The following is a 26,573-nucleotide window of genomic DNA, read 5'->3' as shown; positions in this document are numbered from 1 at the left end:
TAGTCACTTGGAATCCCGGTTACGAAAGAAGAAGCGAGAGGAGAGGTTCAGGAGCAGCACGAACAGCGTCAGCAGCAGGGCGCCGGCCCAGGCCAGGTGCTGCCAGTTCTCGAACGGACTCATGGCGAACTGGAAGATGGTCACCGGCACGGTGGCCATGGGCTTGAGCACGTCGGCGTTCCAGTACTGGTTGCCGAAGGCGGTGAACAGCAGCGGTGCGGTCTCGCCGGTGATGCGGGCGATGGACAGCAGCACCCCGGTCACCACGCCGGCGCGGGAGGCGCGCAAGAGGATCTGCAGGGTCACCTTCCACTGGGGGATGCCCAGGGCCAGGGCCGCTTCGCGCATGGCCGGCGGCTGCAGCTGCATCATCTCGTCTGTGGTACGGGTCACCACCGGCACCACCAGCATGGCCAGCGCCAGGGAGCCGGCGAATCCGGAGAAGCCCAGGCTGCCGCCGGAGTACTGGTTCAGGGTCACCACCACGGCGGTGTAGATGAACAGGCCGATGACGATGGACGGCGCCGACAGGAGGATGTCGTTGACGAAGCGCACCACCAGGCCCAGCTTGGAGTGGCGGGCGTATTCGGCCAGCCAGAGTCCGGCGAGGATGCCGATGGGCGCGCCGATGGCGGTGGCCAGCAGGGTGATCAGCACGCTGCCGAACAAGGCGTTGGCCAGACCGCCGTCGGCGGCGCCGGGCGGCGGCGTCATCTCGACGAAGATGGACGGGCTCAGGGCGCTGACGCCCTTGATCAGGGTGGTGCCGAGGATCCAGGCCAGGAAACCCAGGCCGAGCACGGCGGCGGCGCTGCCAAAGATCAGCGCGATGCCGTTCTTGATCCGCCGCTTGCGATAGAGATAGGCGTCGATGTGCATCAGTTACCTGCCTTGCGCGACAGTTGCGTCAGCATCAGCCGTGCCGCCAGCAGCACGAAGAAGGTCACCACGAACAGCAAAAAGCCCAGGGCGATCAGCGACGAGCGGTGCAGATCGGTGTAGGCCTCGTTGAATTCGTTGGCGATCACCGAGGCGATGGAGCTGCTCGGCATCATCAGCGAGAGGGAGAACTGGTGGGCGTTGCCCAGCACGAAGGTCACCGCCATGGTCTCGCCCAGGGCGCGGCCCAGGCCGAGGAAGGCGCCGCCGACCACCGCCGAGCGGGTGTAGGGCAGCACGATGTCCCAGCAGACTTCCCAGGTGGTGGAGCCCAGCGCATAGGCCGATTCCTTGAGCTGCGCCGGCACGCTGCGAAACACCTCGTACATCACCGAGGTGATGAAGGGCAGGATCATGATCGCCAGGATGATGCCGGCGGTCAGCATGCCGATGCCCAGCGGCGGCCCCTGGAACAGCACGCCGATCACCGGGATGGCGCCGAGGTAGTCGTTGATGAAGGGCGAGATGTGCGCGGCCATGAAGGGACCGAAGACGAACAGGCCCCACATGCCGTAGATGATCGAGGGGATACCGGCCAGCAGTTCCACCGCCGTGGCCACCGGACCGCGCAGCCAGGTCGGGGCGATCTCGGAGAGGAACAGGGCGATGCCGAAGGCGGTGGGCACGGCCAGCAGCAGGGCGATGAAGGAGGTCATCAGGGTGCCGTAGATGGGCACCAGGGCGCCGAACTTCTCGGCCCCGACATCCCATTCGGCCGAGGTGATGAAGTCCAGGCCAAAGGTCATGAAGGCGTGGCGACCGCCCCAGAGGGTGGACGCGGCGGCGCCGACCAGTACCAGCAGTACCAGGAGCGCGGCGGAAAACAGCAGCCGGCGGAACCAGACATCGGCGCGGGTATCCCGGCGGATGCGCTGTTCCTGAGCGGCGGAGAGGGGCAGGGTCTGGTCGGTCATGGAGCTTTCCGTCTACCTGGAAGGACGCGCGAAACCGCCTGGACCCCAGGGGATCCAGGCGGCGGGACAGGCGTGCTTACTTCTTGAAGTCGGACGCCCAGTAGCCTTCGATCTGCTTGACCAGGGTGTCTGGGACCGGGACGTAATCCAGGGCCGCGGCATCCTTCTGGCCATGCTCCAGGGACCACTTGAAGAAGTCGAAGGCGACCTTGCTGCGCTCTTCGTTCTTGGGTTCCTTGTACATCACGATCCAGGTGGTGGCGGTGATCGGCCAGGCGTCGGCGCCCGGGGCGTTGGTCATCAGCAGGTTGAAGTCCTTGGCGCTCTTCCAGTCGGCGGTGGCGGCGGCGGCCTGGAAGCTCTTGGCTTCGGGCTGCACGAAGTTGCCGGCGGCGTTCTTCAGCTGCACATGGGTCATCTTGTTGGTCAGCGCATAGGCGTACTCGACGTAGCCGATGGAGCCCTTGATCTGCTTCACGTAGGCGGCGATACCCTCGTTACCCTTGCCACCCACACCGACCGGCCAGTTGACGGTGGTGCCGAAGTTGTACTTCTCCTTCCACTCCGGGCTGACCTTGGCCAGGTAGTTGGTGAAGTTGTAGGAGGTGCCCGAGCCGTCGGAACGACGCACCACGGTGATGGCGCCCTCGGGCAGCTTCATGCCGGGGTTCAGCGCGGCGATGGCCGGGTCGTTCCAGGTCTTGATCTCGCCCATGAAGATCTTGGCCATGGTCGGGCCGTCGAGCTTCAGCTTGCCGGGCTCGATGCCATCCACGTTGATCACCGGCACGATGCCGCCGATGATGGTCGGGAACTGGCCCAGACCGCCCTTCTGCAGGTCGTCGGTGCTCATGGGGGCGTCGGTGGCGCCGAAGTCCACGGTGCCGGCCTTGATCTGGGCGATGCCGCCGCCGGAGCCGATGGACTGGTAGTTGATACGGTTGCCAGTCTTCTCGCTGAAGCCTTGCGACCACTTCGACAGAACGGGGAAGACGAAGCTCGAGCCGGCGCCCGTGACATCCACGGCGTGAGCGGCGGTGCTCAGGCAAAAGGCCGACAACAACAGAGAGAGGCTGAACGTGCGTTTCATGGTGGCTCCATTACCTAGTGAGGGCTGGCGCTAGGCTATTGCCGAAATGTGACAATTAAGTGTCAGCGGCATGACGAAACGGGGACGGCAGAGCGCCATCATGGGCGACGGGCTGGCGCTCGGCCTCGCGACCAGTGAGGGCACGCTTCCCGCCCTGCTCGGCGGGAGCAAGCGACCTCCGGGCATCCATGGGCGACGTCCGCGCAGGGCACCGGTAGCCGCTAGCCGTCTCTCACAGCATCCTGTGCCGAGCCCCCAATCCAGTAACAGCGCGCCCTGCAGAGGATTCATCGGCGCTTTTGGAGGACTCGACGGCAGAAGATTTAGCCAAGGCTATATATATTAGAACTATCTACAAGATAGACTTTCTCTATCCGGATGGGTAAGGTGGCGGCCTCTTTGGGGAGTAGCCTGCTTCCACCGCGGTGGAAAGCGTCCTGATCAACATACTCGGCAACCGCCGTGGTCAGGACAGCCAGTCAGGGTTGGCGAGACCAGAGGCATCACCGCGCCACGCCGGGCGTGCGGGGATGTCTTGTGGATCGAGCCCGGCCGGCGCTGTCACGATGAACCCCGCTTCCCTGATGTTTCTGGCCTTCGCCATGTCCACCGATGCCTTCGCCGCCGCGGTCGGCAAGGGTGCCAGCCTGCACAAGCCCTGCCTGCGCGAAGCCCTGCGCACCGGCGCCATCTTTGGCGTCATCGAAGCCATCACCCCGGTAATCGGCTGGGCCGTCGGCCTCACCGCCGCCCAGTACGTCCAGCCCTGGGATCACTGGATCGCCTTCACCCTGCTCACCGTGCTCGGCCTGCGCATGATCTGGGCCGGCTTCGGCGCGCCCGAGGCCGAGGAAGAAAAGCCCCGCCAGCATTCCTTCATGCTGCTGGCCCTGACCGCCGTGGCCACCAGCATCGATGCCCTCGCCGTGGGCGTGGGCCTGGCCTTCATCGACGTCAACATCATCACCGCCGCCCTGGCCATCGGCCTCGCCACCATGATCATGGTCACCACCGGGGTGATGCTGGGCCGGGTGATGGGCAATCTGGTCGGCAAGCGCGCGGAAATGCTCGGTGGCGTGGTGCTGATCGTGATCGGCGCGGCCATCCTGCATGAACACCTGGCCGCCGTTGCCAGCTGATGGCTCGCCTCTGGCGTAGCGCCCTCCTCGTCCTGGCCGCCCTGCTGCTGGCCGCATTGGGCTTTCTCACCTGGCAGCGCTTCTGGCCGGCCCAGGCCGCTCCCGGCTGGCGCTACGAAGTGGCCCATGCCGACATCGCCAAGGCCAGCGCCCTGGCCTGGCAGGGCGATGCCCTGCTCACCGCGGAAGAACTCAAGGATGGCAAGGGCCGGCTGCTGCGCATCGATGCCCAGGGCCGGCGCAGCGTGCTCAGCGAGGGGCTGTACAAGCCCGACGGCCTGGTGCCCTACCAGGACGGCTTCGCCTACAGCCAGGAAGGCGGCACCCATCCCATCCGCTGGTTCGACGCCGCCGGCAGTCGCGATCTCTTCACCGGTATCAACGCCCAGGGGCTCTGGGCCGAAGGCAAGCGGCTCTATGCCGTGGAAGACCGCAAGGGGGCCGGCCGCCTGCTGCGCTACGACGCCGCCGATGGCAGCCTGACCGTGCTGCGCGACCACTTGGACGAGGCGGAGTCCTTTACCCGCTGCCCGGACGGCAGTGCCTTCTATACCGAGAAATCCCGCGGCCTGGTGCGCCAGCTGAGCGACGATGGCCGGGATCCGCCGGCGCTGCGCGATCTGCGCGAGCCGAGCTTTCTGCTCTGCGACCGCCGCGGCCTGTGGATCAGCGAAGACTCCACCCACCGCGCCCGTCTGCTGCTCTGGGATCGCCAGTCGGCTCCGCGCGCCATCCTGACCTTCCTGCGCGCGCCCCAGGCCTTGCTGCCGCGGGGCGACGGCTATCTGCTGGCCGAAGGCGGTCGCGACCGCATCATCGCCCTCGAACCGCGTTAAAGCATGCGCTTCAGGGTGTCGTCCTTGCGCACCAGGCGATGCCAGAGCGCGGCCAGCAGGTGCAGGCCGATCACCCAGTAGAAGGCCTTGCCGAGCCAGAGGTGCACGCTCTTTAGCGTCTTCGCCAGTTCCGGGTCCACCGGGAAGGGCGAAGGCAGCGCCCAGGTGCTGGACGGGATCTTGACCGCGCCGATGGTCAGCCAGACAGTGAACAGCCCGAGCAGCGGCTGGGCCAGCAGAAAGGCATAGAGCGCGTAGTGGGTCAGTCGGCCGATGGTCTCCAGGCTTCGCGTCAGCGGTGGCGTGATCGGCGGTACCGGATGGCGGTGGCGCACCAGCAGCCGCGGCAAGACCAGCGCCAGGACCAGCAGGCCCACCCAGAAATGGCTGAGCGTCACCCACTGGCGCTCCAGGGAGCCCCGCTCGAATTGTCCGCGGTTGAGGATCAGCACATAGGCCAGCAATACCAGCAGGGCCATGAGCCAGTGCAGCAGCCGGGCGCTGTGCACATAGCGGGAAACAGAGGGAGCGGAAGGCATGACGGGATCCTGCGACTGAGATGAAGAGGCGCCGGCAGTGTAGCGGCGCCCCGGAGCCAAGGGTAAGACAGCCGCGGCGCTAACCGCAGGGCGCTGACGAGGTATCCAGCAGCAAGGTGCTCAGCTGCTGCGGCGGCTGGTGCACCAGGCCGGAGGGCGATTCGCAGACACGCTGCACGAAATTGTCGCTGAACAGCAGCTTGCCATGGACGAAGTACTCGTCGGGGCGGCGATTGGGATTGTCGATACGGGTCCCCAGCCGCTGCGCCAGCCAGCTGCCGACCTCGTAGTGGCTGATCCAGCGCTCGCCCTGCAGCTCGGCCAGGGCCTCTGCCGGGGCCTCCCGCGCCACCACGATCACCGGCACGTCGCTGACCTCGGGCACCAGGTCGTTGTGCCCCCAGTGACCGCCCTCCCCCAGCCGCTGGCCATGGTCGCCGGTGATGATCAGATAGCGCTCGCCGTCCAGGCGGTCGAAGTCGGCGAGGATCTCGGCGAGCAGGCCATCGAGATAGTGCAGGGAATTGTCATAGGCATTGGCCTGGCCCTCGGCCCCGCTATCCGGCCAGGGCGCCGGGGTGTTCTCGTGGCGATAATTCTGCGCATAGGGCAGGTGCGCGGTGCGCAGGTTGAGCACCACGAAGTTGCGCGGCGCCCACCGCTGTTCGTCGAGGATCTCCAGCAGGGCACGGTCCTGGCGTTGCAGGAAGCGCAGCGGATGGTCCTCGCGGGTGATGGCGACGTCCAGGTAGCGACTGCCCAGGTGCGCCAGCAACTTGGACTCCTGGGACGACAGCCAGTGGGTGCGAAAGCCGGCGGCCTGGGCGAAGCGAAACAGGTTGATCTCGCCGCTGCGCAGGCGTCCGTCCTGGCCCGGTTCGCGGATCGGATTGAGCAGATAGGGCAGGCTCACATCGGTGGCCACCCCTGCCGCCACGCCGGGGCGGATCAGCGTCTGGGGATTGGCCGCCAGATAGGCCGACAGCTGTGGCGTGGTATCGCGCGCATAGCCAAAGGCGCCCAGGCGATCGCTGCGCAGGGAATCGGCCACCACCAGCCAGACGTGCCGCGCGCTGCTGGGCACCGGGGCCAGTCCATAGGGCGCATAGGCGGTGGGCGGCAGGACGACGTCGTCACGCCCGGCCAGGCGCACCGCCCAGGCGGAAAAGGCGTTGAGGCTGTTGTGCAGCCCGCTGCGCGCGGGGCTGGGCACGAAGGCATCGAGATTGCGATAGGTGGCGCGATAGGGTTTGGACAGCAGCACCGCGGCGATCAGGATCAGCGCCCAGCGACTGGCCGGCAGCGGCACCCGGCCGGGCAGCTGGAGATGCAGGGCGATCAGCAGTCCATAGGGCAGCCCCACGCACAGCAGCACCGGCCAGTGTTCGGGCAGGCTGAGCAACAGCGTCTGGCGCACCTCCGCGGTGTCGCCCAGCAGGGCCTGGATGTCGATGGCGCTGAGCGGCTCGCCGAAGAAACTCAGGTTGCCCAGCTGCAGCAGCTGCATCAGGGCGAACCCCAGCAGGATGAACGCCGCCAGGCGCGGCAGATTGCTCAGCCAGAGCGCCAGGCTGAACACCCAGAGCGCGGCCACATAGCCCGCTTCCAACTCGGCGCGGTTGTTTGGCGTGAAGCCTTGCTGCAGGAAGTCGTCGGCCAGCAACAGCAGGCAACTCAGACTGCTCAGGAGCAGCAGATTGCGCCAGGGTCGCCAGCCCGAGGCGCGGGGGCGGGAGAAGGCTGCGAGCAGCATCAGGGCGCCCGGCGCCCGCGCGAGGGGAGACTGGGGAAGGCGATCATGAGCGGGCTCCGGCGACAGGGAGCCGCTACCCTGAGGGGCGAACCTTAATGAAGTCTTAGCAACTCATGCGCGGTAACAGATGACCAAGGGGTCAGCTGACTGCCCGATCCGCTTGACCCTGAAGTCACTTCAGGCTTCAGGATGGTCAGCGAAGGGCCCGTGCCCACTGCCTCCTCAATGCTCCGGAGACCTGTAGATGAGTGGCTCCACCTCTCACCACGATCATGACCATGACCATGACCATGACCATGACCATGACCATGACCATGACCATGACCACGACCACGACCACGACCACGACCACGACCACGACCACGACCACGACCACGACCACGACCACGACCACGATCATCAGCATGGCCACGACCATGGCCATGGTCATTCCCACGCCCCGCGGGTGACCGCCGACAACGAGCGCAAGCTCAAGCTGGTCTTCGCCCTCACCTTTGGCTACGCCATCGTCCAGGCCGTGGGCGGCTGGTGGTCCGGCTCCCTGGCGCTGATCGCCGATTCCGGTCACATGGTCTCGGATGCCGCGGCCCTGCTGCTGGCGCTGGTGGCCTACCGAGTGGCGGCCAAGGCAGCCAATGCGCGCTTCACCTATGGCTTCCACCGGGTGCGCATCCTCGCCGCCCTGACCAATGGCGTCGCTCTGCTGCTCTTGGTCCTGTGGATCGGCTGGGAAGCCATCATGCGGCTGCGCGAGCCCACCGAGGTGCTGTCCGGGCCGATGCTGGCGGTGGCGGTGATCGGCCTGGTGGTCAATATCGTCGGCTTCGTGGTGCTCAACGGCGGGCACAAGGACGACAGCAACCTGCGCGGCGCCCTGCTGCATGTGGCCGGCGACCTGCTGGGTTCGGTGGGCGCCATCGTCGCCGCCCTAGGCATCCTCTGGACCGGCTGGACCTGGCTGGATCCGGCGCTGTCGATCCTGGTCGCCCTGCTGATCGTCAAATCGGCCTGGACCCTGGTGCGCGATGCCGGCGCGGTGCTCTTGCAGGCGGCGCCGCGGGAATTCGACACGGCCGGTGCCACGGCGGCAGTCCGCGCCCTGCCGGAGGTGGCCGAGGTGGGCCATCTGCACGTCTGGACGCTGACCGATGAAACCCGCATCGCCACCCTGCACATCACCCCGGCGCCGGGCAGCGATCCCCTGCGCTTGCCGACCCTGGTGGGCGAGCTGCTGCGCAGTCGTCACGGCCTGCAGCACGTGACGGTGCAGGTGGATCCGCCGGGTACCCTCGACGGGCACTGCGCCTAGTCGCGCGGGGACGACTCCTCCAGCGGGCGGCGGCGACCGGTCAGCATCGACAACGGCAGGTTGTCGCCCACCCTCAGACTTTCCACCACGGCGGCCACGGCATGCAGGCAGACCAGCGCCAGCAGGCCGTTGGCGAAGCAGGCGTGCAGGTCCTCGGGCCAGTCGGCGCCCCAGAGGGCATCCACCTCGCGCATGAGGAAGCCGGTGACGCCCAGGCCGCCGATGGCGGCCATCATCAGCAACATCACCAGGGCACCCAGCGGCGAATGGCCGAGGCGATGATGGGGCCGCCCCTGCCAGAGATCGCGCAGATGGGCGCCCAGCCGCGCGCGGGTCGGCCAGCAGTCGCTCCAGCGCGCGCTGCGCGGGCCGACGAAGCCCCAGACCAGGCGCACCAGCAGCCAGGCACAGGCGTAGTAGCCGATCCAGCGATGCCAGAAGGCGCCCTTCTCGTTGAAGAAATAGTTGGCGAAGAAGGCAGCGGCGACCGACAGGTGGAACAGCCGCACCAGGGGATCCCAGAGCCGCACGGTCGCCGCGCTCATCAGCTGCCGATCTCGCTCTTGACCGCCTTGCCGCTCACCGGATCATGATAGATCTCGACCTTGCGCCTGTCCTTGTCGAAGCCGTAGATCTCGTAGCAGTTGCCCTTGGTGATCTTGAATTTCTTGATCTCGTAGCCCTGGTCACGCAGCTGCGCCTGGAATTTCTCGGCGTCCTGCCAGGTGGACTTGTCCGCCTGGGTGCACTGGGGTTCGGCGGCGAGGGCCAGGGGACTTGCGAACAGCAACGGCAGCAACAGGCGGCGCATGGCGACACTCCTCATGGTGGGAGTGGCCAGACTCGACGGCGAAGCTTAATGCAGTCTTAGGATGCAACGCCCGGTAACAGTTGCCCCTGCCGCTGCGCCAGGACGCCAGCGATGATGGCGGGCTAGAGCCATCAAAACGAGAGGAAGGCGGTCGTGCGGGTACTGCTGGTGGAAGACGATGCGGCCCTGGCCCAGGGCATCCGCATGGCCCTGCGCGGCGAGGGCTATACCCTGGACTGGGTGGCCGACGGCCTAGCCGCCGAACACGCCCTGGCCGCCGAGCGCTTCGATCTGGTGCTGCTGGACCTGGGCCTGCCGCGCCTCGACGGCCTCGACCTGCTGCGCCGCCTGCGCAGCCAGCCCGACGGCCAGGTGCCGGTGCTGGTGCTCACCTCCCGCGACGCCAAGGCCGATCGCATCCAGGGCCTGGATGCTGGCGCCGACGACTACCTGGTCAAGCCCTGCGACCTGGACGAACTCAAGGCGCGCCTGCGCGCCCTGATCCGCCGCAGCTGTGGCCGCGCGCAACCACTGCTGGAGCACGCCGGCATCAGCCTCGACCCGGCCAGCCAGGTGGTGCACTACCGCGGCGCCGAGGTGGTGGTGACGCCCATGGAATACCAGCTGCTGCACCAGCTGCTGTTGCGGCCGGGCGCCGTCATCACCCGCGAGCGCCTGAGCAATACCCTCTATGGCTGGCAGGAAGCCGCCTCGGGCAACACCCTGGAAGTGCTCATCCACAACCTGCGCAAGAAGCTCGACAGCGGCCTGATCCGCACCGTGCGCGGGGTGGGCTATCTGCTGGAGCGTCAGCCATGATCGCCATCCGCACCCGCATCCTCGCCCCCACCCTGGCCCTGGTGCTGGCTGGCAGTCTGGCCCTGGCTCTGCTGGCGCTGCGCGACAGCCATCGCGAGATCGAGGGCATCTACGACGCCCAGCTGGTCCAGGGCGCGCGCCTGCTGGAAGGCCTGCTGCAGGCCGGCACGCCGGCGGCGGATCGTTGGCCGGAGCTGATCCGGGTGTTCGATCGCGCCATGCAACCCGTTCCCGGTAGCGTACCGGCGCACCCCTACGAGAATCAGCTGACCTTCCAGGTCTGGACCGCCGATGGCCGGCTGCTGGCCCGCTCCGGCAATGCGCCGCGGCTGACCGAAGTGCCGCCGGAGGGCCTGCACGAGGTGTTCGAGAACGGGCGCGAATGGTGCGGGATGCTGGTGCGTACCGCCGATGGCGGCCTGCGCATCTGGGTCGGCGAGCGCGAGGACCTGCGCCAGGACCTGATCCAGCGTATCGTCAGCCATACCCTCTGGCCGACGCTGGTGGGCCTGCCGCTGCTGGTCGGGGTGCTCTGGCTGCTGCTGGGTTGGGGCCTGCGACCGTTGCAGGATTTCGCCCGCGGACTGCGCGAGCGCGATCCCCACAGCCTGGCGCCGCTGCCGACCGGCCCGCTGCCGCCGGAGCTGCAACCCATGCGCGGCGCCCTGGATCACCAGCTCGCCCAGTTGCGCGCCCTGCTCGATCGCGAGCGGCGCTTCATCGCCGACGCCGCCCATGAATTGCGCACGCCCCTGGCGATCCTCGACCTGCATGCGCAGAACGCCCAGCGCGCCGAGACGGCCGCGGAGCGGGACGAAGCCCTGGGCTATCTGCGCCAGGGCGTCAGCCGGGCCACCCGCCTGGCCAGCCAGTTGCTGACCCTGGCGCGACTGGAACCCGGTGCCACCCAGGTCCAGCCGCTGGCCCTGGAGCCCCTGGTGCGCGAAGAGCTGGCGGAATTGACGCCGCTGGCGCTCAGGCAGCAGGTGGAGCTGGTGCTGGCGGCCCAGGCCGGACCGCCGGTGCTCGGCGATCCAGACGCCATCGCCATCGCCCTGCAGAATCTGGTGACCAACGCCCTGGCCTTCGCCCCCGCCGGCAGCGCGGTGGAAGTCGGCATCGAGGCCAGCCAGGACCAGGGCGTCTTGCTGCGGGTGAAAGATCGCGGCCCCGGGGTGGACGAGGCCGAGCTGGCGCGGTTGTGCGATCGCTTCTACAGCGCCGGCAACCCCCAGGGTGCCGGGCTGGGGCTGGCCATCGTCGAGATCATCACCCGCCGCCTGGGCGGTGCCCTGACCTTCAGCAATCGCCCCCGGGGCGGCTTCTGCGTGGAGTTGCGCCTGCCGCGCGCCGGCTAGGTTTTAACAGCTAGGCCCGCTGGTAGCCGCGCGCCACCACCGGGCGCTCCGGGCGGGTCAGGCGCAGGCCGAGGCCCATCAGCAGCACAACGCCGACCGCCATCAGCAGCCAGGCGTTGGCCAGGCTGTCCAGGTAGTCGCGCAGGATGCCGGCGGCCAGCGGCGCCAGGCTGGCGATCAGGTAGCCACCGCCCTGGACGAAGCCAAGCAGCGCGCCGGCGTCGGCGGGATCGCGCACCTTGTCCATCGCCAGGATCAGCGACAGCGGAAACAGCGCGCCGATGCCCAGGCCGAGCAGGATGGCGGTGGGCACCGCCAGGGGCAGCGGCGCCAGCGCCAGGCACAGCAGCCCCACCAGCACCACGCCGAGCACCCCCAGCACCAGCGGCCGGCGATTGCGCAGGCGGGCGATGGTCGCCGACAGCAGGAGACCGGCGCTGACCTCGGCCAGACTCACCCCGCCCAGCAGCAGGCCGCTGTCGGCCGGTTGCCAGCCGAGGCCGGTGTAGTACGGCGGCAGCCAGGCCAGCACCAGGGTGTAGGCCGCGGTCCCGATGCCGAAAAAGGCCAGCAGCAGCCAGGCCTGGCGCTGCCGCCAGGGTTGCGCGCGGGGTGCCGCGTCCTGCGCCGGCGCATCCGGGCGGGCCAGGGCCAGCCAGGTGCCGAGCGCCAGCAGCACCGGCAGGGTCCAGAGCGCCAGGCCCTGGGCCCAGCCCCACCGCTCGGCCAGGGGCGCGGCGGTGGCCGCCGCCACGGCCGCGCCGCCCATGATGCCGGTGGTGTAGAGGCCCATGAGGGTACTGGTGCGCTGGGGATGGCAGCGGCGGATATAGGCGGGGATCAGCGCCTGGACCAGGGCGATGCCGACGCCGCCCAGCCCGGCGGTGAGGATCAGCCCCAGGCCGCTCGGCTCCTCCCAGCGCAGGGCATTGGCCAGGGCCAGCAGCAGCAGGCCGAGGGCGATGCCACGGCGTTCGCCGAGCCAGGCCTGCAGACGGGCGCCGCCCAGGGCGCAGAGGCCCATGGCGGCGATGGGCAGGGTGGTCAGCGCCCCGGCGCCACTGCCTTCCAGGCCGGTGGCGGCCTGGATGCCATCCAGCAGCGGACCGATGGCGGCCAGGATGGGTCTGAGGTTGACGCCGACCAGCAGCACCAGCAAGACGGCCAGGAAGGCATCCTGGCGCGGTGCCGGCGTGTTCGGGGATGAAGGTGACGCGGAAAGCATGGACAATCTCCGGAGTGACGCGATATTTCTCTTGATGAGAAGTATCTTAACATCAAGATATATTCCTGAGGTAAGCCAATGGCCGATCGCGCCGAATTCGCCGTGGACCAGTGGCACCGCGAGCGCCCCGACCTGGATGCCCTGCCCATGCGCCTGGTCGGTCGCCTGGGCGAGATGGCCCAGGTGCTCACTCGCGATGTCCTGCAGCCCTTCTTCGACGAACACCGGCTGCACTATGGCGAATTCGACGTGCTGGCCACCCTGAGGCGCGCCGGCGAGCCCTATGCCCTGAGTCCGACGGTGCTCTATGAATCGGCCATGATCTCCTCGGGCGGCATGACCAATCGCCTCGACCGCCTGGAGCGCGCCGGGCTGATCGAGCGGCGCAAGAATCCCGAGGATCGTCGCAGCACCCTGGTGGCCCTCACCACGGACGGCTTCGCCCTGATCGATGGCCTGATGGCCGCCCATGTCGACAACGAACGCCGCGCTCTGGCCACCCTCAGCGAGGCCGAGCAGCGGCAGCTGGATGCCCTGCTGGGCAAGTGGCTGGCCGGCCGCGCGCCGTCCTGACGGCCATGTACCTCGACTTCAGCTCGTGTAATGGCCTGCACGCCGTGGCCCAGGACTATGCCCATGGCGAGCGGGTGCCGCCCCATCGCCATCGCCAGGCGCAGCTGATCCATGCCCTCTGCGGCATCGTCATCGTCAACACCGCCCAGGGGCGCTGGGTGGTGCCGCCCGGGCGCGGCGTCTGGGTACCCGCCGACGAAGAGCACGATCTGCAGCTGCTGGGCCGGGTCGAGGTGCGCACCCTGTTCGTCGATCCCCAGGCGCGCGCCGAGTTGCCGACGCGCTGCCAGCTGATCGCCGTCTCGCCGCTCCTGCGCGAACTCATCCTGGCCGCCCTGCCCCTGCCCGCCGATCGACCGGCCGAGGGGCGTGCCCGCTCTATCCTGCAGCTGATGCTCGACGAGCTGCAGGGCTCGCCCACCGCCGGCCTGCACCTGCCCTGGCCGGTGGATGCCACCCTCGTCGAACTCTGCCGCCACCTGCGCCAGCACCCGGGCGAGCGCTGGACGCTGACCCGCGCCGCCGCGCGGCTGGCGGTCAGCGAACGCACCCTGAGCCGGCTGTTCCTCAAGGAAACCGGCCTGACCTTCGGCCAGTGGCTGCAGCGGGCGCGGCTGGATTCCAGCCTGACCTCCCTGGCCGCCGGTCACGCCATCGTCGACGTTGCCCTGGACCACGGCTATGCCAGCCCCAGTGCCTTCGCCACCCGCTTCCGCCAGGTGCTGGGGGTGTCCCCTTCCGCCTATCGCGGCCAGACGGAGTTGCCCCCCGCCCCTAGCCCGCCACCCGGCCCAGATCGGCCGGATCTATGATCCCCAGCGGCGCGGCCTGCGCTGGGTAGGCGGCCAGGGCCAGGCGACCGCCATAGGGATGGCGCGGATGGATGGTCAGCTGGTTGCAGGCCTCCACCACGCTGGCCACCTCTTCCAGGCGGGAGAAGTCGATGCCCGGCGTGATGCCCTGGCTGTAGAGATTCAGCGCCAGGGTCACCAGATCGACGTTGCCGGTGCGTTCGCCGTTGCCGAACAGACAGCCCTCCACCCGCGTGGCCCCGGCCAGCTGGGCCAGTTCGGCGCAGGCGACGCCGGTGCCGCGGTCGTTGTGCGGATGGACGCTAATGGTCACATGGGGCGCCGGACCCAGGCCGCGGATGAAGCCCTCGATCTGGTCGGCATAGACATTGGGCGTGGCCACTTCCACCGTCGCCGGCAGATTGAGGATCAGCGGGCGCTCCGCCGAGGGCTGCCAGGCCTCGCGCACCGCCTGGCAGATCTCCAGGGCGAAGTCGGCTTCGGTGAAGCAGAAGGTCTCGGGCGAATACTGATAGGTCCAGGCCGTCTCCGGCTGGGCGTCGCACAGGGCGCGCACGCGCTGGGTACCGGCCACCGCCATGGCCAGGGTGGCGGCGCGATCCTGGTCAAAGACCACGCGGCGAAACAGCGGCGCAGTGGCGTTGTAGAGGTGCACGATGGCGCGGGGGACGCCCTCCAGGGCCGCGAAGGTGCGCTCGATCAGCTCGCTGCGCGCCGGCGTCATCACCTGCAGCCAGAGATCGTCCGGCAGTCCGTCCGCGGTGACCAGTTCACGCACGAAATCGAAATCGGTCTGGGACGCCGCCGGAAAGGCCACCTCGATTTCCCGGTAGCCGATCGCCAGCAACAGGGCGAAGAAGCGCCGCTTGCGCTCCAGCCCCATGGGCTCGATCAGCGCCTGGTTGCCATCGCGCAGGTCGGTGGAGCACCAGCGCGGTGCCTGGGTCAGCTGACGGCCCGGCCATTGGCGGTCGGGCAACGGGGGCACGGCAAAGGCGCGGTACTTGGTCTGGGGTTGCTTGAGCATGGGGGACTCCAGGACTGGGTCCCCGAGTCTGAGCGCCCCGCCGGTCCGCTGCGCTCGCGAGCAGGACAGCCCCCTGCGCGATCCGGACAGCCCGCGGCATGCAAAAAGCCGCCGGGGATGACCCGGCGGCTTGCTTGTCAGCGACCCGCGGTCAGCCCACCGAGATGCGCTCCAGCGGTACCGGCTTGAGCCGCGGCGTGAGCACATGGATGACCACGATGGCCACCAGGTAGGCACTGCCGGCGACGATGAAGATCGGCTGGTAGGACTTGAAGATCTCCAGGATGTAGCCGTTGTAGGTGGTCATCAGCATGCCGCCGATGGCGCCGGCGGTACCGCCGATGCCGATCACCGAGGCCACGGCTTCCTTGGGGAAGAGGTCCGACGGCAGGGTCATCAGGTTGGCCGACCAGGCCTGGTGGGCCGCGGCGGCGAGACCGATGATGCCCACCACCAGCCACAGGCTGGAGACGAACTGGGCGGTGACGATGGGCACGACCGCCAGGGCGCAGAGCAGCATGGTGGTCTTGCGCGCCAGGTTGGCGCTGCGGCCGAGCTTCATCTGCTTGGAGGAGCCCCAGCCGCCCATCACCGAGCCGATGTCGGCCAGGATATAGATGGCGATCAGCGGCGGACCGAAGGATTTCAGATTCAGGCCGTAGGTCTTGCCGAGGAAGTCCGGCAGCCAGAACAGGTACAGCCACCAGATCGGATCGGTGAGGAACTTGCCGGCGGCATAGGCCCAGGTCTCGCGGAAGGTCAGCAGCTTGAACCAGGAGATCTTGACCGCGACGGCCGGCTTGGCCGATACCGGGGAGCCATCATCGGCCTGGATGTAGGCCAGCTCTTCGCGACTCACCTTGGGGTGTTCGTGAGGGCGGCGATAGATCAGCAGCCAGGCGATCAGCCACAGGGCGGTGACCAGACCGATGGAGATGAAGGCCGCGCGCCAGCCCCAGGCCAGGGTGATGGCCGGTACCAGCAAAGGTGTGATGATAGGGCCCATGGCGGTGCCGGCGTTGAACAGGCCAGTGGCCTGGGCGCGTTCCTTTTGCGGAAACCATTCCGAGACCGCCTTGAGGCTGGCCGGAAAGCTGCCGGACTCGCCGAAGCCGAGGGTGAAGCGCACCAGCACGAAGTGGGTGACGGTATGGGCGATGCCGTGACCGATGCTGGCGATGGTCCAGATGGTGAAGGCCAGGGCGTAGCCGATGCGCACCCCGACCTTGTCGATGATGCGGCCAAAGGTCAGGAAGCCGATGGCATAGGCGCACTGAAACCAGAACACGATCTTGGCGTAGTCGGTCTCCGTCCAGCCCAGGTCCGCCTGCAGCGTGGGCTTGAGGATGCCGATCATCTGGCGGTCGATGTAGTTGATGCCGATGGCGATGAACAGCAGGGCGCAGATCAGCCAGCGGTAGCGGGTGAAGCGGGAGACTTGCGGGGTAGCGGCGACGGGCGTGTCCTGCGGCCGCAGGGCGGACTCCGTCTCGGGAGTGACCTGGATAGTCATCGAATAGGCTTCCTGACTTGTTGTTATTGACCGGTGTGAACCGGGGTCGTTGGAAAGCTGTTACCAGATATTCATATGACATCGTATGAGTGACTTTGACAGGTGTCAATCCACCCAAAGCAGAGTGGTCAGACATCTCTCAAGTAGCTAGTCCCTGGCCACCCGAGTCGGTCTTCGCGCTCACCTCAGCCTCTCTGACCGGCCCCTGAACCCTACCTTAAAGAATCTGTGACGCGCCCGGCACTTTTTCGCCCCAAGCCGTCTAATGCCGGTCTTTGAGGCGAAGCCGTCGTCTCATCTCTTCTCGCCGAGCCTGCCTTGCCTGTCGCCGACATCCCTTCCCTGCTGGCGCGCCTTGCCGAGCTGGAGCAACGCAATCAGCAGCTGCGCCAGCAGCTAGATGCCCGCGCCGTGCCTGCGGAAAACAGCGCGACCCTGACCAGCGAACGCTACCAGTTCCTGTTCAACGCCATGGACGAGGGCTTCTGCATCATCGAATTCCTCGACGGGCCCCACGGCCCCTTGAGCGACTACATCCACATCGAGGCCAATCCGGCCTATGCGGCCCATGCCGGTATCCCCAACGTGGTGGGCCAGAAGCTGCGCGACATGGTCGGCGACGAGGCTCAGGCCTGGCTCGACCGCTATGGGCACGTGCTGCGCACCGGCGAAGCCATCCGCTTCGAGCAGGAACTGGTGGCCACCGGGCGCTACCTGGAGCTGGCCGCCTTTCGCATCGAGCCGGCCAGCCGCCGCCAGGTCGCGGTGCTGTTCCAGGACATCACCGCGCGCAAGCGCGCCGAAATCGCTCTGCGGCAACTCAACGAAACCCTCGAAGAACGGGTGCAGGCCGCCCTGGCCGCCAACCGCATCCTGGCCAAGGTGGTGGACGCCGCCAGTGCAATGATCCATGTACTGGACTTCGATTTCCGCTGGCTGGCGGTCAATGGCTCCGGCGCCGATCTCTTCGAACAGGTCTTTGGCGTCCGCCCGCAGTTGGGGGCGTCCTACCGCTCGGCCCTGGACAGTCGCCCGGAGATCAGCGAACGGCTGTCCGCGCAGTGGCAGCGCGCCTTTACCGGCGAAGCCTTCAACGAGATCGTCTCGGTCGGTGAGGCGCCACTACGAACTGCAATTCAGCCCGCTGCTCGATGCCGACGGCCAGCGCATCGGCGCCTATCAGTTCGCCTACGACGTCACCGAGCGCCTCAACGAGCAGGAGCGCATCCGGCTGATGGAAGAAGCCCTGCGCCAGTCGCAGAAGATGGAGGCCGTCGGCCAACTCACCGGCGGCATCGCCCATGACTTCAACAACCTGCTGACCGGCATCCTCGGCTCGCTGGAGATGCTCGACCTGCGCCTGCGCCAGGGCCGGCTGCAGGACCTCGAGCGCTACACCGGCACCGCCCGCAGCGCCGCCCAACGCGCCGCCGCCCTGACCCACCGGCTGCTGGCCTTTTCCCGGCGCCAGACCCTGGATCCGCAACCGGTGGCGCTGGAGCAACTGGTCATCGGCCTGGAAGACCTGATCCAGCGCAGCATAGGTCCGCAGATCGCCCTGGAGCGCGAAGCCGATCCCCGGCTCTGGCTGACCCACATCGACGGCCTGCAGCTGGAAAACGCCCTGCTCAACCTCTGCCTAAACGCCCGCGACGCCATGCCCGACGGCGGGCGCATCCGTATCGTCCTGAGCAACGAGCGCCTGGACGCGACCCAGGCCGAGCGCCAGGCCCTGCCCGTGGGCGACTTCGTGCGCCTGAGCGTGGGCGATACCGGGAGCGGCATGAGCGACGAGGTCCTCGCCCGGGTATTCGATCCCTTCTTCACCACCAAGCCCATTGGCCAGGGCACCGGCCTGGGACTGTCCATGGTGCATGGCTTCGTGCTGCAGTCGGGTGGCGAGATCCGCATCGACTCCGCGCCCGGCGCCGGTACCTGGGTACACCTCTATCTGCCGCGTCATCACCTGGCGCCGCTGGCCGACAGCGCCTTGCCGGCCGAACCGGAGCCTCACGCCCCAGGCCACGGCGAGACCATCCTGGTGGTCGACGACGAACCCACCATCCGTACCCTGCTGGTGGAAGTCATGCTCGCCCAGGGCTACCGGGTACTGGAGGCGGCCGATGCCGCCACCGCTCTGGCCCTGCTCTCGCCCGATACCCCGCTGGACCTGCTGATCACCGATGTCGGCCTGCCCGGCGCCCTCAACGGCCGCCAGCTGGCCGACGCCCTGCGCGGACTGCGACCGGAGCTGCCGGTGCTGTTCATCACCGGTTATGCGGAAAGCCAGGTCATCGACGACGCCCATCTCGAAACCGGCATGCGGGTGCTGACCAAGCCCTTCACCCTGGATACGCTGGAGCGGCGGATCCAGGCGATGCTGCAAAGGGCCTGAGTCGCGAGCAGGTCAGGCGTGCCGTGATGTCTCTTTGCTATCATCGGCCCTCCGCGTCGCTACCCGTGCCCTCGCTCATGGACAAGCTCTCCCTGCTCCACCTCCTGCTGATCTTTACCGCCATCGCCTGCATGGCCCTGCTGGCCTCGCTGATCCGCTAGCGACGTTAAGCCAGCCATAAGCCGGGCGGTGGCAAGCTCTCTTCCATGCCGAAAGGCATCGTAGAAGCTGACATCTGCGCTTTTAGCCCGGGAGGATCCCGGGCTTTTTTTCGCGCCGACAAAATGCGCAACAGTCCACGGGTCCGCGTTTTGCCACTCCAGCGCTCTCCGCCGGGCCTGGCATGATGGGGCTCTGGTCCAGGAGGGACAGCCATGATCACCAGGATGCCGTCAGCCCACGCTCAGTCGCTTGCCTTCGATGTCTGCCCGCTGGGCGCCGAGGTCCCGTCCCTGTCCATCGAGATCCTCCAGCAGGGCTTTCTGGCCCTGGATCATCATGGCCAGCTCGACATGAGTCGCGCGCTCAAGCGCCAGTTGCGCGAGCGCCTGATCGAGCAGCTGGATGCCCAGCTGCCCGTGGTCGCGGCCGCCGCACTGGAGCTGTCCGCTCCGCAGGTGCAGGCCGTGTCTCAGCGCCGCAGCCACGGCGGCTGACCGCCCCGCTCAGTCCCGGTAATCCGGCTCCAGCCGCAGCAGCTGGCGCTTCACGCTTTCCAGGTGCAGCCGCGCGCTGTCGGCGTTGCCCTGCAGCATCTGCTGGCAGGCCGCGTGCGCGATGGACGGTGCCACCGGCTTCAGCGGCCGACCGCTGGCCATGGCCTTGAGTTGCACCTCGGCGGCGCGCTCCAGGTAGTAGAGGTCGTCCCAGGCCTCGGCGATGCTTGGCCCCAGCACCAGGGGTCCGTGATTCTTCAGCATGACCACCGCCGCGTCCCCCGCCGCCCGGGCGATGCGTTCGCCTTCCGTGGCGTCCAGCGCCAGGCCGTTGTAGTCCTCGTCCACGCTCAGGCGGTCATAGAATTTCAGCGCGGTCTGCCCGGCCCAGACGAAGGGCTCGCCCTCCAGCAGACAGAGCGCCGTGGCATTGGGCATATGGGTATGGAAGGCCGCCCGTGCCCCCGGATTGAGGCGGTGCAGCTGGGCGTGGATATGGAAGGCGGTGGCCTCGGGGGCGCCCTCGCCCATGACCACGCCACCGTCGAAGTCGCAGATCAGCAGCGAGGATGCCGTGACCTCGGCGAAGGCCAGGCCATAGGGATTGACCAGGAACAGCTCGTCGTGGCCGGGCACCACGAAGGAGAAGTGATTGCAGATCCCCTCGCCCAGGCCCAGGCGGGCAGCCATGCGGAAGCAGGCGGCGAGATCGATGCGGGCCTGGCGGATGGCCGGGGTGTCCAGATCGAGGTGACGGGCAGCGGCGGTGGTACTCGCGAAGGCGTGGGCCATAGGGGTGCTCCTTGGAAAGAGGCCGGAGTGCTGCACAAAGGATGCCGCCCCCTGTCATGGCGCTGTCATCATAAAATTGCAGCAATCTCTTGTTACATCTCTGCCATCTTTCCTCCCTGCAGAGAGTTTTCCATGGCCTTCCTTCCGACCCGTCTCGCCCGTGCCTGCAGCCTCGCCCTTCTCGCCAGTTCGGCCGTCATGGCCGCGGAGCCGGCGCGCAACGTCATTCTCTTCATCCCCGATGGCCTGCGCGCCAACATCGTCGATGCCCAGACCGCGCCGAATCTGGCCCAGTTGCGCCGCGAGGGCGTGAATTTCCAGAACAGCCACTCGCTGTTCCCGACCTTCACCACGCCCAATGCCTCGGCCCTGGCCACCGGGCACTACCTGGGCGACACCGGGGATTTCAGTAACACCATCTACACCGGCTTCCCGGTGCCGGGCGCCAACAACAGCGTCACGCCCTTCCTGGAGAACGACGAGGTGCTGGGCGACGTCGACGAGCATTTCGCCGGCAACTACCTGGACGAGGAAACCCTGCTGGCCGCCGCGCGCCAGGCGGGCCTGTCCACCGCCGCCGTCGGCAAGCTCGGTCCGGTGGCCATCCAGGACGTGACCGCCCGCGACGGCGAAAAGACGGTGATCGTCGACGACTCCACCGGTCATCCCACCGGCATTCCCCTGAGCGCGGCCATGCAGGACGCCCTGAAACAGGCCGGTCTGCCGCTGGAAGCCCCGAGCCGGGGCGCCAACGGCAAGGCCGGCAACGCCACCACGCCCGGCACCCTGAGCGCCAACGTCGAGCAGCAGCGCTACTTCCTCGACGTCACCAACCAGGTGCTGCTGCCGCGCTTCAAGGCGAGCGGCAAGCCCTTCGTGCTGGTGTTCTGGTCGCGCGACCCCGACGGCACCCAGCACAACCAGGGCGACAGCCTGGGCAAGGTCACCCCGGGCATCAACGGCCCCACCAGCCTGGCCGCCATCCGCAACGTCGACGCCAACCTCGGCGCCCTGCGCGCCCGGCTCAAGGAGCTGGGCCTGGACGGCAACACCGACATCTTCGTCAGCGCCGACCATGGCTTCTCCACCATCTCCAAGGAGAGCAAGACCAGTCCGGCGGCCAAGGCCAGCTACCCCGACGTGCCCAAGGGGCAGCTGCCGCCCGGCTTCCTCGCCCTGGATCTCGCCGCCGCGCTGAAATTGCCGCTGCTCGATCCGGACGCCAAGGGCGCCGCGGTGGCGATGGACCAGGGTCAGCACCCGAGCAAGGCCAATGGCCTGATCGGCCCGGACGCGGCCAAGCCGGAAGTGGTGGTGGCGGCCAACGGCGGCTCGGACCTGGTCTATCTGCCGCAGGGCGATGCCAAGACGCTGGCGCCCAAGGTGGTCGCGGCGCTGCTCAAGCAGGATTACGTCAGCGGCCTGTTCGTCGACGACGACCTGGGCAAGATCCCCGGCACCCTGCCGCTCTCGGCGATCAACCTCAAGGGGTCGGCGCTCACCCCCTACCCGGCCATCGTGGTCAACTTCCGCTCCTATGACAGCGGCTGCGGCAAGCCCGACGTCTGCGCCGTCGAGGTGGCCGACACCGGGCTGCAGCAGGGCCAGGGCATGCACGGCAGCTTCAGCCGCGGCGACACCCACAACTTCATGGCGGCCATCGGCCCGGACTTCCGCAAGGGCTTCGTCGACCTGAGTCCGGTCAGCAACGCCGACGTCGGCCAGACCCTGGCGCACCTGCTGCACCTGGAGATCCCGGCCAAGGGGCAACTGGTCGGCCGGGTGATCGGCGAGAGCCTGGAAGGCGGCAAGCCGGTCAAGGCCAGCCACCGGGTGCAGCGCTCGGCACCGGCGGCGGGCGGGCTGGTCACCGAACTCAAGACCCAGAACGTCGGCGACACCCGCTACTTCGATGCGGCCGGCTTCAAGGGTCGCTCGGTCGGGCTGTGATCCGCGCCTAGAGGCTGAGGGTGCCGCGGATGCAGTCCTGCACCGCGCCACCCACCCAGATCTGGTCGGCGATGCGGGCTACCCGCACCCGGCCGCGCCGGCCGAGAACCGTGCCCTGGCTGGCCAGATAGCGCTCCGGCGCCAGGCCCGCCGGGATCAGCCACTGCGCCAGGCTGGCGTTGAGGCTGCCGGTGACGGGGTCTTCGGCGAATTCCTCACCCATCAGGGCGCGCACTTCGAATTGCGCCTCGGCCGCGCTGCCCGTCCAGGGGGCGATCAGGCCGACGTTGAGGCCTTCCAAGGCGGCATAGTCCGGGCGGAGCTCCAGCAATTCCTCACGACTCTCCAGCAGCACCGCCACCCAGCCGGGGCCGTTGTCCGCCCACTGGCTGGCCTGAATACGCTCAGGTGCCAGCCCAATGCCCCGGGCGATGCGCGCCAGTATCTCGGGCTCCACCGCACCGCCTCGCACCAGCGGCGGCGCGGCAAAGGCCAGCTCCTCCCTGGCGGCGCGGATCGGCACGAGGCCGGCGCCGCATTCCTGGATCACTTCGCCGCCCTTGGGCCGCCCGCCTTCGCGCAACCAGACATGGCAACTGCCCAGGGTCGGATGGCCGGCGAAGGGCAGCTCGCGCTGCGGGGTGAAGATGCGCACCCGGTAATCCGCCGCCGCATCGGTGGGCTGCAGCAGGAAGGTGGTTTCGGACAGGTTGGTCCAGCGCGCCAGGGCGGCCATCTGCTCGGTGGACAGCGCATCGGCGCCGCAGACCACCGCCAGGGCATTGCCCTCCAGGGGGCGCTGGGCGAACACATCGACCTGATGAAAGACGAGGGGCATGGCGGCGGACTCCTTGGGCAAAGCGCCGATTGTCCGCGGTCGGGCGCCGGTGGGGCCAGCCACAGCCGGGTCGCTAAATGGCCGTACAGACGGGCGTTGCGCGGGGTTTGCGTGGAAAACGCTGCGCGGTTTTCCACCCTACGGCATCGTCGTGGGGTTTGCCCTTACCCCAACCCTCTCCCCAAGGGAGAGGGGGCGGTTCCGGAGGGGTCAGCGCCCTGCGTAGCGTGGACAACGGCGCAGCCTTGTCCACGAACCTGCCGCCCACCCGTAGGTGGGCGCTGAGCGCAGCGAAGCCTAATGGGCACCCACCACCCTCACCCCAGCCCTCTCCCCAAGGGAGAGGGGGCGGTTCCGCGCGGAGGGGTAGCGCCGTGCCGTAGCGTGGACAACGGCGCAGCCTTGTCCACGAACCTGCCGCCCACCCGTAGGTTGGCACTGAGCGCAGCGAAGCCCAATGGGCACTAGCCACCCTCACCCCAGCCCTCTCCCCAATGGAGAGGGGGCGGTTCCGCGCGGAGGGGTAGCGCCGTGCCGTAGCGTGGGCAACGGCGCAGCCTTGTCCACGAATCATCGCTCACCCGTAGGTTGGCGCTGAGCGCAGCGAAGCCCAACGGCCGGGCTACCCACCCTCACCCCAGCCCTCTCCCAAAGGGAGAGGGGGCAGCTCCTCACTCCACCGCCGGCCGCGCGAAGATGCGGGTCACGGCATCGAGGTGCGCGGCCATGGCCTGGCGGGCGGCGTCGGGGTCGTGGGCTTCCAGGGCTTCGAGGATGGCCAGGTGCTCCTGCTGGGAGCGGTCTGGCATGTCTTCGGGGGTGTAGCGGCGCTGCAGCAGCTGGAACATGCTGCCGTAGCGATGGCCGAGCAGATGGCGCAGCAGCAGCGCATAGGCCGGATTGCCGCTGGCCTGGGCGATGCGGATATGGAACAGCCGGTCGCCGGGATGGGTGGTCGAGCCCAGGCGATTGTCCTCGACGTTGCGCCCATAGGCCGCGCGGATGCCGGCCAGTTCGCTGGCGCTGGCATGGCTTGCGGCCAGAGCGGCGGCCTCCGGCTCCACCAGGCGGCGCGCCTGCAGCAGGGCGAAGGGCGGAATCTCGGCGTCCAGATCCAGCGCCAGGCTCAGCTCCGGATCCATCTCCGCCCACTGGCCGCGCCCGGCCAGTTCCAGCACCGGGGTGTCCGGCGGCGGCGGGGCGCTGGGCGCGCAGACCCGCACGCCGTCGCCGACGCGCACGTCCACCAGGCCGATCACCTCCAGGGCGATCAGCGCCTCGCGCACCGAGGCACGACTCACCCCCAGCTGCTTGGCCAATTCGCGCTCGGCGGGCAGGCAACTGCCCGGCGGATATTCGCCACCGTCGATGAGGGCGCGCAGCTGATCGGCGATCTGCCGGTAAAGCCGTGGTTTTTCAATCACCTGAAGGGGCATGGCGGTCTCGTCTCATGCAGGTCGCGCAGTCTGCCGCGAAAAAATCCTTGCCTGAGAGCCTAGCAGGGTCTAAACCATAGGACCAATGGCCTGACCATTGACCGCTGGCGGTCAGGCGACTCACAACAATAATCAGCCAAGAGGTCTCCCGCATGAGTCATGCAGGCAAACGCGTCCTGGTCACCGCCGCCGGCCAGGGGATCGGTCGGGCCACCGCCCTCGCCTTCCATCGCGCCGGTGCCGAGGTCATCGCCACCGACATCAATGCCGCCGCCCTGGACAGCCTCGAAGGGCTGCACACCCGGGTGCTGGACGTCACCGATGCGGCGGCGGTTACCGCCCTGGTCGCCGACCTGGGCAGCCTGGACGTCCTGTTCAACTGCGCCGGCTACGTCCACGCCGGCAGCATCCTCGACTGCGACGAAGACGCCTGGCGCTTCTCCTTCGAACTCAACGCCACCGCCATGTACCGCATGATCCGCGCCGTACTGCCCGGCATGCTGGCCCAAGGCGGCGGCTGCATCATCAACATGGCCTCGATCGCCTCCAGCCTCAAGGGCGTGGCCAATCGCTGCGCCTATGGCGCCAGCAAGGCGGCGGTGATCGGCCTGACCAAGTCGGTGGCCGCCGACTATGTCGGCCAGGGCATCCGCTGCAACGCCATCTGCCCCGGCACCGTGGATTCCCCCTCGCTGCACCAGCGCATCGCCGACCAGGCCGCCCGCGAAGGCCGCAGTGAAGCCGAGGTGCAGGCCGCCTTCGCCGCCCGCCAGCCGATGGGTCGCGTGGGTCGGCCGGAGGAGATCGCCGCCCTCGCCCTGTATCTTGCCTCCGACGCCGCCGCCTTCGTCACCGGGACCGCCCAGGTGATCGATGGTGGCTGGAGCGTCTGACGCCGTTTTTCGTCCGCACCCTTTTCCCCTCATAGGAGCTCCGATGAAACTCTTGCGCTACGGCCCCCAGGGCCAGGAAAAACCCGGTCTGCTGGATGCCCAGGGCCGGCTTCGCGATCTCTCCGGCCAGGTGGCCGATCTCGCCGGCGAGGCGCTCGGCGCCGAATCCCTGGCCCGGCTGCGTCAGCTGGACCCGAACAGCCTGCCACTGGTGGACGGCACGCCGCGCCTGGGCCCCTGCGTGGGCCGGGTCGGCAAGTTCATCTGCATCGGCCTCAACTACGCCGACCACGCCGCCGAATCCGGCCTGGACGTGCCCAAGGAGCCGGTGGTGTTCAACAAGTGGACCAGCGCCATCTGCGGGCCCAACGACGCCGTGCAGATCCCCCGCGACTCGACCAAGACCGACTGGGAAGTGGAGCTGGGCGTGGTGATCGGCAAGGCCGGGCGCTACATCGACGAAGCCAACGCCCTGGATCACGTGGCCGGCTATTGCGTGGTCAACGACGTCTCCGAGCGCGAGTGGCAACTCGAACGCGGCGGCACCTGGGACAAGGGCAAGGGCTTCGACACCTTCGGCCCGCTCGGCCCCTGGCTGGTGACCGCCGACGAGGTGGCCGATCCGCAGAACCTCGACCTCTGGCTGGAGGTGGACGGCCACCGCTACCAGAACGGCAACACCCGCACCATGATCTTCACGGTGGCCCAGATCATCGCCTACCTCAGCCGCTGCATGAGTCTGCAACCGGGCGACGTCATCTCCACCGGCACGCCGCCGGGCGTGGGCATGGGCGTCAAGCCGCAGTCGGTGTACCTCAAGCCCGGCCAGGAAATGCGCCTGGGCATCCAGGGCCTGGGCGAGCAGCACCAGCGCACCGTCGCCGCCGACTAGGGCAAGCCACCCCTATCCACAGCCAGCTAATCCCTGTGCCCGCTTTTCATCGAGCGGGCACGGG

Annotated in this window: 25 protein-coding genes, 1 pseudogene and 1 riboswitch; of the genes and pseudogenes, 13 read left to right on the top strand and 13 right to left on the bottom strand. The window is 68.1% G+C overall.

Annotated elements, in window-relative coordinates; genetic code table 11:
• Nucleotides 1-3: 3 nt before the first annotated feature.
• The 3 genes from pstA to pstS form a co-directional block, all read right to left on the bottom strand.
• A complete protein-coding gene (gene pstA, locus DBY63_RS16280; protein WP_058791092.1) occupies nucleotides 4-879 on the bottom strand; it encodes a phosphate ABC transporter permease PstA in 876 nt (291 codons plus the stop codon).
• A complete protein-coding gene (pstC, locus tag DBY63_RS16275; protein ID WP_007160736.1) occupies nucleotides 879-1,853 on the bottom strand; it encodes a phosphate ABC transporter permease subunit PstC in 975 nt (324 codons plus the stop codon). The genes pstA and pstC overlap by 1 nt, the downstream gene beginning before the upstream one ends.
• Nucleotides 1,854-1,929: 76 nt before the next feature.
• On the bottom strand, nucleotides 1,930-2,943 hold the full coding sequence (gene pstS / locus DBY63_RS16270) for a phosphate ABC transporter substrate-binding protein PstS (RefSeq protein WP_027600129.1): 1,014 nt from the start codon (nucleotides 2,941-2,943) through the stop codon (nucleotides 1,930-1,932).
• Between the two features lie 394 nt (nucleotides 2,944-3,337).
• A riboswitch (yybP-ykoY riboswitch) is annotated at nucleotides 3,338-3,504 on the top strand.
• Between the two features lie 5 nt (nucleotides 3,505-3,509).
• Between pstS and mntP the strand changes: the two genes are divergently transcribed.
• Together mntP and DBY63_RS16260 are read left to right on the top strand one after the other, a co-directional pair.
• The gene (gene mntP, locus DBY63_RS16265; protein WP_007160734.1) at nucleotides 3,510-4,082 is read left to right on the top strand and encodes a manganese efflux pump MntP; all 573 of its coding nucleotides are present in this window, start codon (nucleotides 3,510-3,512) and stop codon (nucleotides 4,080-4,082) included.
• Entirely contained in the window at nucleotides 4,082-4,918 is an 837-nt protein-coding gene (locus tag DBY63_RS16260) for a hypothetical protein (RefSeq protein ID WP_108582460.1), read from the top strand. The genes mntP and DBY63_RS16260 overlap by 1 nt, the downstream gene beginning before the upstream one ends.
• On the opposite strand, the gene DBY63_RS16255 is transcribed toward DBY63_RS16260, so the two are convergent.
• Together DBY63_RS16255 and DBY63_RS16250 are read right to left on the bottom strand one after the other, a co-directional pair.
• Nucleotides 4,915-5,457 carry a cytochrome b/b6 domain-containing protein gene (locus tag DBY63_RS16255; RefSeq protein ID WP_108582459.1) on the bottom strand — a complete coding sequence of 181 codons (543 nt, stop codon included), beginning with the start codon at nucleotides 5,455-5,457 and terminating at the stop codon, nucleotides 4,915-4,917. The genes DBY63_RS16260 and DBY63_RS16255 overlap by 4 nt on opposite strands.
• 79 nt (nucleotides 5,458-5,536) lie before the next feature.
• On the bottom strand, nucleotides 5,537-7,210 hold the full coding sequence (locus DBY63_RS16250) for a phosphoethanolamine transferase (RefSeq protein WP_108582458.1): 1,674 nt from the start codon (nucleotides 7,208-7,210) through the stop codon (nucleotides 5,537-5,539).
• A 244-nt stretch (nucleotides 7,211-7,454) separates the two neighbouring features.
• Here DBY63_RS16250 and DBY63_RS16240 point away from each other — a divergent pair, with 244 nt between their 5' ends.
• Nucleotides 7,455-8,519 (top strand): cation diffusion facilitator family transporter, encoded by a 1,065-nt coding sequence (locus DBY63_RS16240; protein WP_256594411.1) that lies wholly within the window; start codon nucleotides 7,455-7,457, stop codon nucleotides 8,517-8,519.
• Here the strand turns inward: DBY63_RS16240 and DBY63_RS16235 are convergent.
• Both DBY63_RS16235 and DBY63_RS16230 read right to left on the bottom strand, forming a co-directional pair.
• A complete protein-coding gene (locus tag DBY63_RS16235; RefSeq protein ID WP_108582455.1) occupies nucleotides 8,516-9,064 on the bottom strand; it encodes a cytochrome b/b6 domain-containing protein in 549 nt (182 codons plus the stop codon). The two genes, DBY63_RS16240 and DBY63_RS16235, sit on opposite strands and share 4 nt — an antisense overlap.
• Nucleotides 9,064-9,330, bottom strand: coding sequence for a PepSY domain-containing protein (locus tag DBY63_RS16230; protein WP_042137015.1), 267 nt, complete (start codon nucleotides 9,328-9,330; stop codon nucleotides 9,064-9,066). Before DBY63_RS16230 ends, DBY63_RS16235 begins: the two co-directional genes overlap by 1 nt.
• A 153-nt stretch (nucleotides 9,331-9,483) precedes the next feature.
• Here DBY63_RS16230 and DBY63_RS16225 point away from each other — a divergent pair, with 153 nt between their 5' ends.
• Together DBY63_RS16225 and DBY63_RS16220 are read left to right on the top strand one after the other, a co-directional pair.
• Nucleotides 9,484-10,149: a response regulator gene (locus DBY63_RS16225; RefSeq protein ID WP_042137013.1), complete on the top strand. Its 666-nt coding sequence runs from the start codon at nucleotides 9,484-9,486 to the stop codon at nucleotides 10,147-10,149.
• Nucleotides 10,146-11,507 carry an ATP-binding protein gene (locus DBY63_RS16220; protein WP_108582454.1) on the top strand — a complete coding sequence of 454 codons (1,362 nt, stop codon included), beginning with the start codon at nucleotides 10,146-10,148 and terminating at the stop codon, nucleotides 11,505-11,507. Before DBY63_RS16225 ends, DBY63_RS16220 begins: the two co-directional genes overlap by 4 nt.
• A 10-nt stretch (nucleotides 11,508-11,517) precedes the next feature.
• Here the strand turns inward: DBY63_RS16220 and DBY63_RS16215 are convergent, their stop codons facing one another.
• A complete protein-coding gene (locus DBY63_RS16215) occupies nucleotides 11,518-12,732 on the bottom strand; it encodes an MFS transporter (protein ID WP_256594410.1) in 1,215 nt (404 codons plus the stop codon).
• Between the two features lie 78 nt (nucleotides 12,733-12,810).
• Here DBY63_RS16215 and DBY63_RS16210 point away from each other — a divergent pair, with 78 nt between their 5' ends.
• Nucleotides 12,811-13,305 (top strand): MarR family transcriptional regulator, encoded by a 495-nt coding sequence (locus tag DBY63_RS16210; RefSeq protein WP_027600119.1) that lies wholly within the window; start codon nucleotides 12,811-12,813, stop codon nucleotides 13,303-13,305.
• 5 nt (nucleotides 13,306-13,310) lie between these two features.
• A complete protein-coding gene (locus DBY63_RS16205) occupies nucleotides 13,311-14,117 on the top strand; it encodes a helix-turn-helix transcriptional regulator (protein WP_244950630.1) in 807 nt (268 codons plus the stop codon).
• Here DBY63_RS16205 and DBY63_RS16200 read toward each other — a convergent pair.
• Together DBY63_RS16200 and DBY63_RS16195 are read right to left on the bottom strand one after the other, a co-directional pair.
• The gene (locus DBY63_RS16200; protein WP_108582451.1) at nucleotides 14,080-15,144 is read right to left on the bottom strand and encodes a 2-isopropylmalate synthase; all 1,065 of its coding nucleotides are present in this window, start codon (nucleotides 15,142-15,144) and stop codon (nucleotides 14,080-14,082) included. The two genes, DBY63_RS16205 and DBY63_RS16200, sit on opposite strands and share 38 nt — an antisense overlap.
• Before the next feature lie 151 nt (nucleotides 15,145-15,295).
• Nucleotides 15,296-16,657, bottom strand: coding sequence for an MFS transporter (locus DBY63_RS16195; protein WP_081875226.1), 1,362 nt, complete (start codon nucleotides 16,655-16,657; stop codon nucleotides 15,296-15,298).
• Between the two features lie 318 nt (nucleotides 16,658-16,975).
• On the opposite strand from DBY63_RS16195, the pseudogene DBY63_RS25380 reads away from it, so the two are divergent.
• The 3 genes and pseudogenes from DBY63_RS25380 (at nucleotide 16,976) to DBY63_RS16185 (ending at nucleotide 19,708) form a co-directional block, all read left to right on the top strand.
• Nucleotides 16,976-19,052, top strand: a pseudogene (locus DBY63_RS25380) (PAS domain-containing protein).
• A 26-nt stretch (nucleotides 19,053-19,078) separates the two neighbouring features.
• On the top strand, nucleotides 19,079-19,213 hold the full coding sequence (locus tag DBY63_RS25275) for a hypothetical protein (protein WP_256204021.1): 135 nt from the start codon (nucleotides 19,079-19,081) through the stop codon (nucleotides 19,211-19,213).
• 213 nt (nucleotides 19,214-19,426) lie between these two features.
• Entirely contained in the window at nucleotides 19,427-19,708 is a 282-nt protein-coding gene (locus tag DBY63_RS16185) for a hypothetical protein (RefSeq protein WP_108582450.1), read from the top strand.
• Nucleotides 19,709-19,717: 9 nt separating this feature from the next.
• On the opposite strand, the gene DBY63_RS16180 is transcribed toward DBY63_RS16185, so the two are convergent.
• Complete coding sequence (locus DBY63_RS16180) at nucleotides 19,718-20,500, bottom strand: aldolase (protein WP_108582449.1); 783 nt, start codon at nucleotides 20,498-20,500, stop codon at nucleotides 19,718-19,720.
• Nucleotides 20,501-20,632: 132 nt separating this feature from the next.
• On the opposite strand from DBY63_RS16180, the gene DBY63_RS16175 reads away from it, so the two are divergent.
• Nucleotides 20,633-22,450, top strand: a complete 1,818-nt coding sequence (locus tag DBY63_RS16175) for a nucleotide pyrophosphatase/phosphodiesterase family protein (RefSeq protein ID WP_027600114.1) — start codon at nucleotides 20,633-20,635, stop codon at nucleotides 22,448-22,450.
• Between the two features lie 7 nt (nucleotides 22,451-22,457).
• Here the strand turns inward: DBY63_RS16175 and DBY63_RS16170 are convergent, their stop codons facing one another.
• Together DBY63_RS16170 and DBY63_RS16165 are read right to left on the bottom strand one after the other, a co-directional pair.
• Complete coding sequence (locus DBY63_RS16170) at nucleotides 22,458-23,288, bottom strand: PhzF family phenazine biosynthesis protein (protein ID WP_108582448.1); 831 nt, start codon at nucleotides 23,286-23,288, stop codon at nucleotides 22,458-22,460.
• A 671-nt stretch (nucleotides 23,289-23,959) separates the two neighbouring features.
• A complete protein-coding gene (locus tag DBY63_RS16165; protein WP_027600112.1) occupies nucleotides 23,960-24,724 on the bottom strand; it encodes a FadR/GntR family transcriptional regulator in 765 nt (254 codons plus the stop codon).
• Between the two features lie 152 nt (nucleotides 24,725-24,876).
• On the opposite strand from DBY63_RS16165, the gene DBY63_RS16160 reads away from it, so the two are divergent.
• A complete protein-coding gene (locus tag DBY63_RS16160; RefSeq protein WP_027600111.1) occupies nucleotides 24,877-25,617 on the top strand; it encodes an SDR family oxidoreductase in 741 nt (246 codons plus the stop codon).
• A gap of 43 nt (nucleotides 25,618-25,660) precedes the next feature.
• Nucleotides 25,661-26,509 carry an ureidoglycolate lyase gene (locus tag DBY63_RS16155; protein WP_108582447.1) on the top strand — a complete coding sequence of 283 codons (849 nt, stop codon included), beginning with the start codon at nucleotides 25,661-25,663 and terminating at the stop codon, nucleotides 26,507-26,509.
• Nucleotides 26,510-26,573: the final 64 nt, after the last annotated feature.

Origin of the sequence: Pseudomonas sp. RIT411 (assembly GCF_003057735.2) — a bacterium.
Lineage (GTDB): Bacteria > Pseudomonadota > Gammaproteobacteria > Pseudomonadales > Pseudomonadaceae > Chryseomonas > Chryseomonas oryzihabitans.
The sequence above is the reverse complement of the archived record's forward strand: the minus strand, read 5'-3'. Positions and strand labels throughout refer to the sequence as shown.

What these genes read in the sequence shown, in the direction of transcription:
- pstA (WP_058791092.1), bottom strand. Translation starts at nt 879, where the DNA reads ATGCACATCGACGCCTATCTCTATCGCAAGCGGCGGATCAAGAACGGC.
- pstC (WP_007160736.1), bottom strand. Translation starts at nt 1,853, where the DNA reads ATGACCGACCAGACCCTGCCCCTCTCCGCCGCTCAGGAACAGCGCATC.
- pstS (WP_027600129.1), bottom strand. Translation starts at nt 2,943, where the DNA reads ATGAAACGCACGTTCAGCCTCTCTCTGTTGTTGTCGGCCTTTTGCCTG.
- mntP (WP_007160734.1), top strand. Translation starts at nt 3,510, where the DNA reads ATGAACCCCGCTTCCCTGATGTTTCTGGCCTTCGCCATGTCCACCGAT.
- DBY63_RS16260 (WP_108582460.1), top strand. Translation starts at nt 4,082, where the DNA reads ATGGCTCGCCTCTGGCGTAGCGCCCTCCTCGTCCTGGCCGCCCTGCTG.
- DBY63_RS16255 (WP_108582459.1), bottom strand. Translation starts at nt 5,457, where the DNA reads ATGCCTTCCGCTCCCTCTGTTTCCCGCTATGTGCACAGCGCCCGGCTG.
- DBY63_RS16250 (WP_108582458.1), bottom strand. Translation starts at nt 7,210, where the DNA reads ATGCTGCTCGCAGCCTTCTCCCGCCCCCGCGCCTCGGGCTGGCGACCC.
- DBY63_RS16240 (WP_256594411.1), top strand. Translation starts at nt 7,455, where the DNA reads ATGAGTGGCTCCACCTCTCACCACGATCATGACCATGACCATGACCAT.
- DBY63_RS16235 (WP_108582455.1), bottom strand. Translation starts at nt 9,064, where the DNA reads ATGAGCGCGGCGACCGTGCGGCTCTGGGATCCCCTGGTGCGGCTGTTC.
- DBY63_RS16230 (WP_042137015.1), bottom strand. Translation starts at nt 9,330, where the DNA reads ATGCGCCGCCTGTTGCTGCCGTTGCTGTTCGCAAGTCCCCTGGCCCTC.
- DBY63_RS16220 (WP_108582454.1), top strand. Translation starts at nt 10,146, where the DNA reads ATGATCGCCATCCGCACCCGCATCCTCGCCCCCACCCTGGCCCTGGTG.
- DBY63_RS16215 (WP_256594410.1), bottom strand. Translation starts at nt 12,732, where the DNA reads ATGCTTTCCGCGTCACCTTCATCCCCGAACACGCCGGCACCGCGCCAG.
- DBY63_RS16210 (WP_027600119.1), top strand. Translation starts at nt 12,811, where the DNA reads ATGGCCGATCGCGCCGAATTCGCCGTGGACCAGTGGCACCGCGAGCGC.
- DBY63_RS16205 (WP_244950630.1), top strand. Translation starts at nt 13,311, where the DNA reads ATGTACCTCGACTTCAGCTCGTGTAATGGCCTGCACGCCGTGGCCCAG.
- DBY63_RS16200 (WP_108582451.1), bottom strand. Translation starts at nt 15,144, where the DNA reads ATGCTCAAGCAACCCCAGACCAAGTACCGCGCCTTTGCCGTGCCCCCG.
- DBY63_RS16195 (WP_081875226.1), bottom strand. Translation starts at nt 16,657, where the DNA reads ATGACTATCCAGGTCACTCCCGAGACGGAGTCCGCCCTGCGGCCGCAG.
- DBY63_RS25275 (WP_256204021.1), top strand. Translation starts at nt 19,079, where the DNA reads ATGTCTCTTTGCTATCATCGGCCCTCCGCGTCGCTACCCGTGCCCTCG.
- DBY63_RS16185 (WP_108582450.1), top strand. Translation starts at nt 19,427, where the DNA reads ATGATCACCAGGATGCCGTCAGCCCACGCTCAGTCGCTTGCCTTCGAT.
- DBY63_RS16180 (WP_108582449.1), bottom strand. Translation starts at nt 20,500, where the DNA reads ATGGCCCACGCCTTCGCGAGTACCACCGCCGCTGCCCGTCACCTCGAT.
- DBY63_RS16175 (WP_027600114.1), top strand. Translation starts at nt 20,633, where the DNA reads ATGGCCTTCCTTCCGACCCGTCTCGCCCGTGCCTGCAGCCTCGCCCTT.
- DBY63_RS16170 (WP_108582448.1), bottom strand. Translation starts at nt 23,288, where the DNA reads ATGCCCCTCGTCTTTCATCAGGTCGATGTGTTCGCCCAGCGCCCCCTG.
- DBY63_RS16165 (WP_027600112.1), bottom strand. Translation starts at nt 24,724, where the DNA reads ATGCCCCTTCAGGTGATTGAAAAACCACGGCTTTACCGGCAGATCGCC.
- DBY63_RS16160 (WP_027600111.1), top strand. Translation starts at nt 24,877, where the DNA reads ATGAGTCATGCAGGCAAACGCGTCCTGGTCACCGCCGCCGGCCAGGGG.
- DBY63_RS16155 (WP_108582447.1), top strand. Translation starts at nt 25,661, where the DNA reads ATGAAACTCTTGCGCTACGGCCCCCAGGGCCAGGAAAAACCCGGTCTG.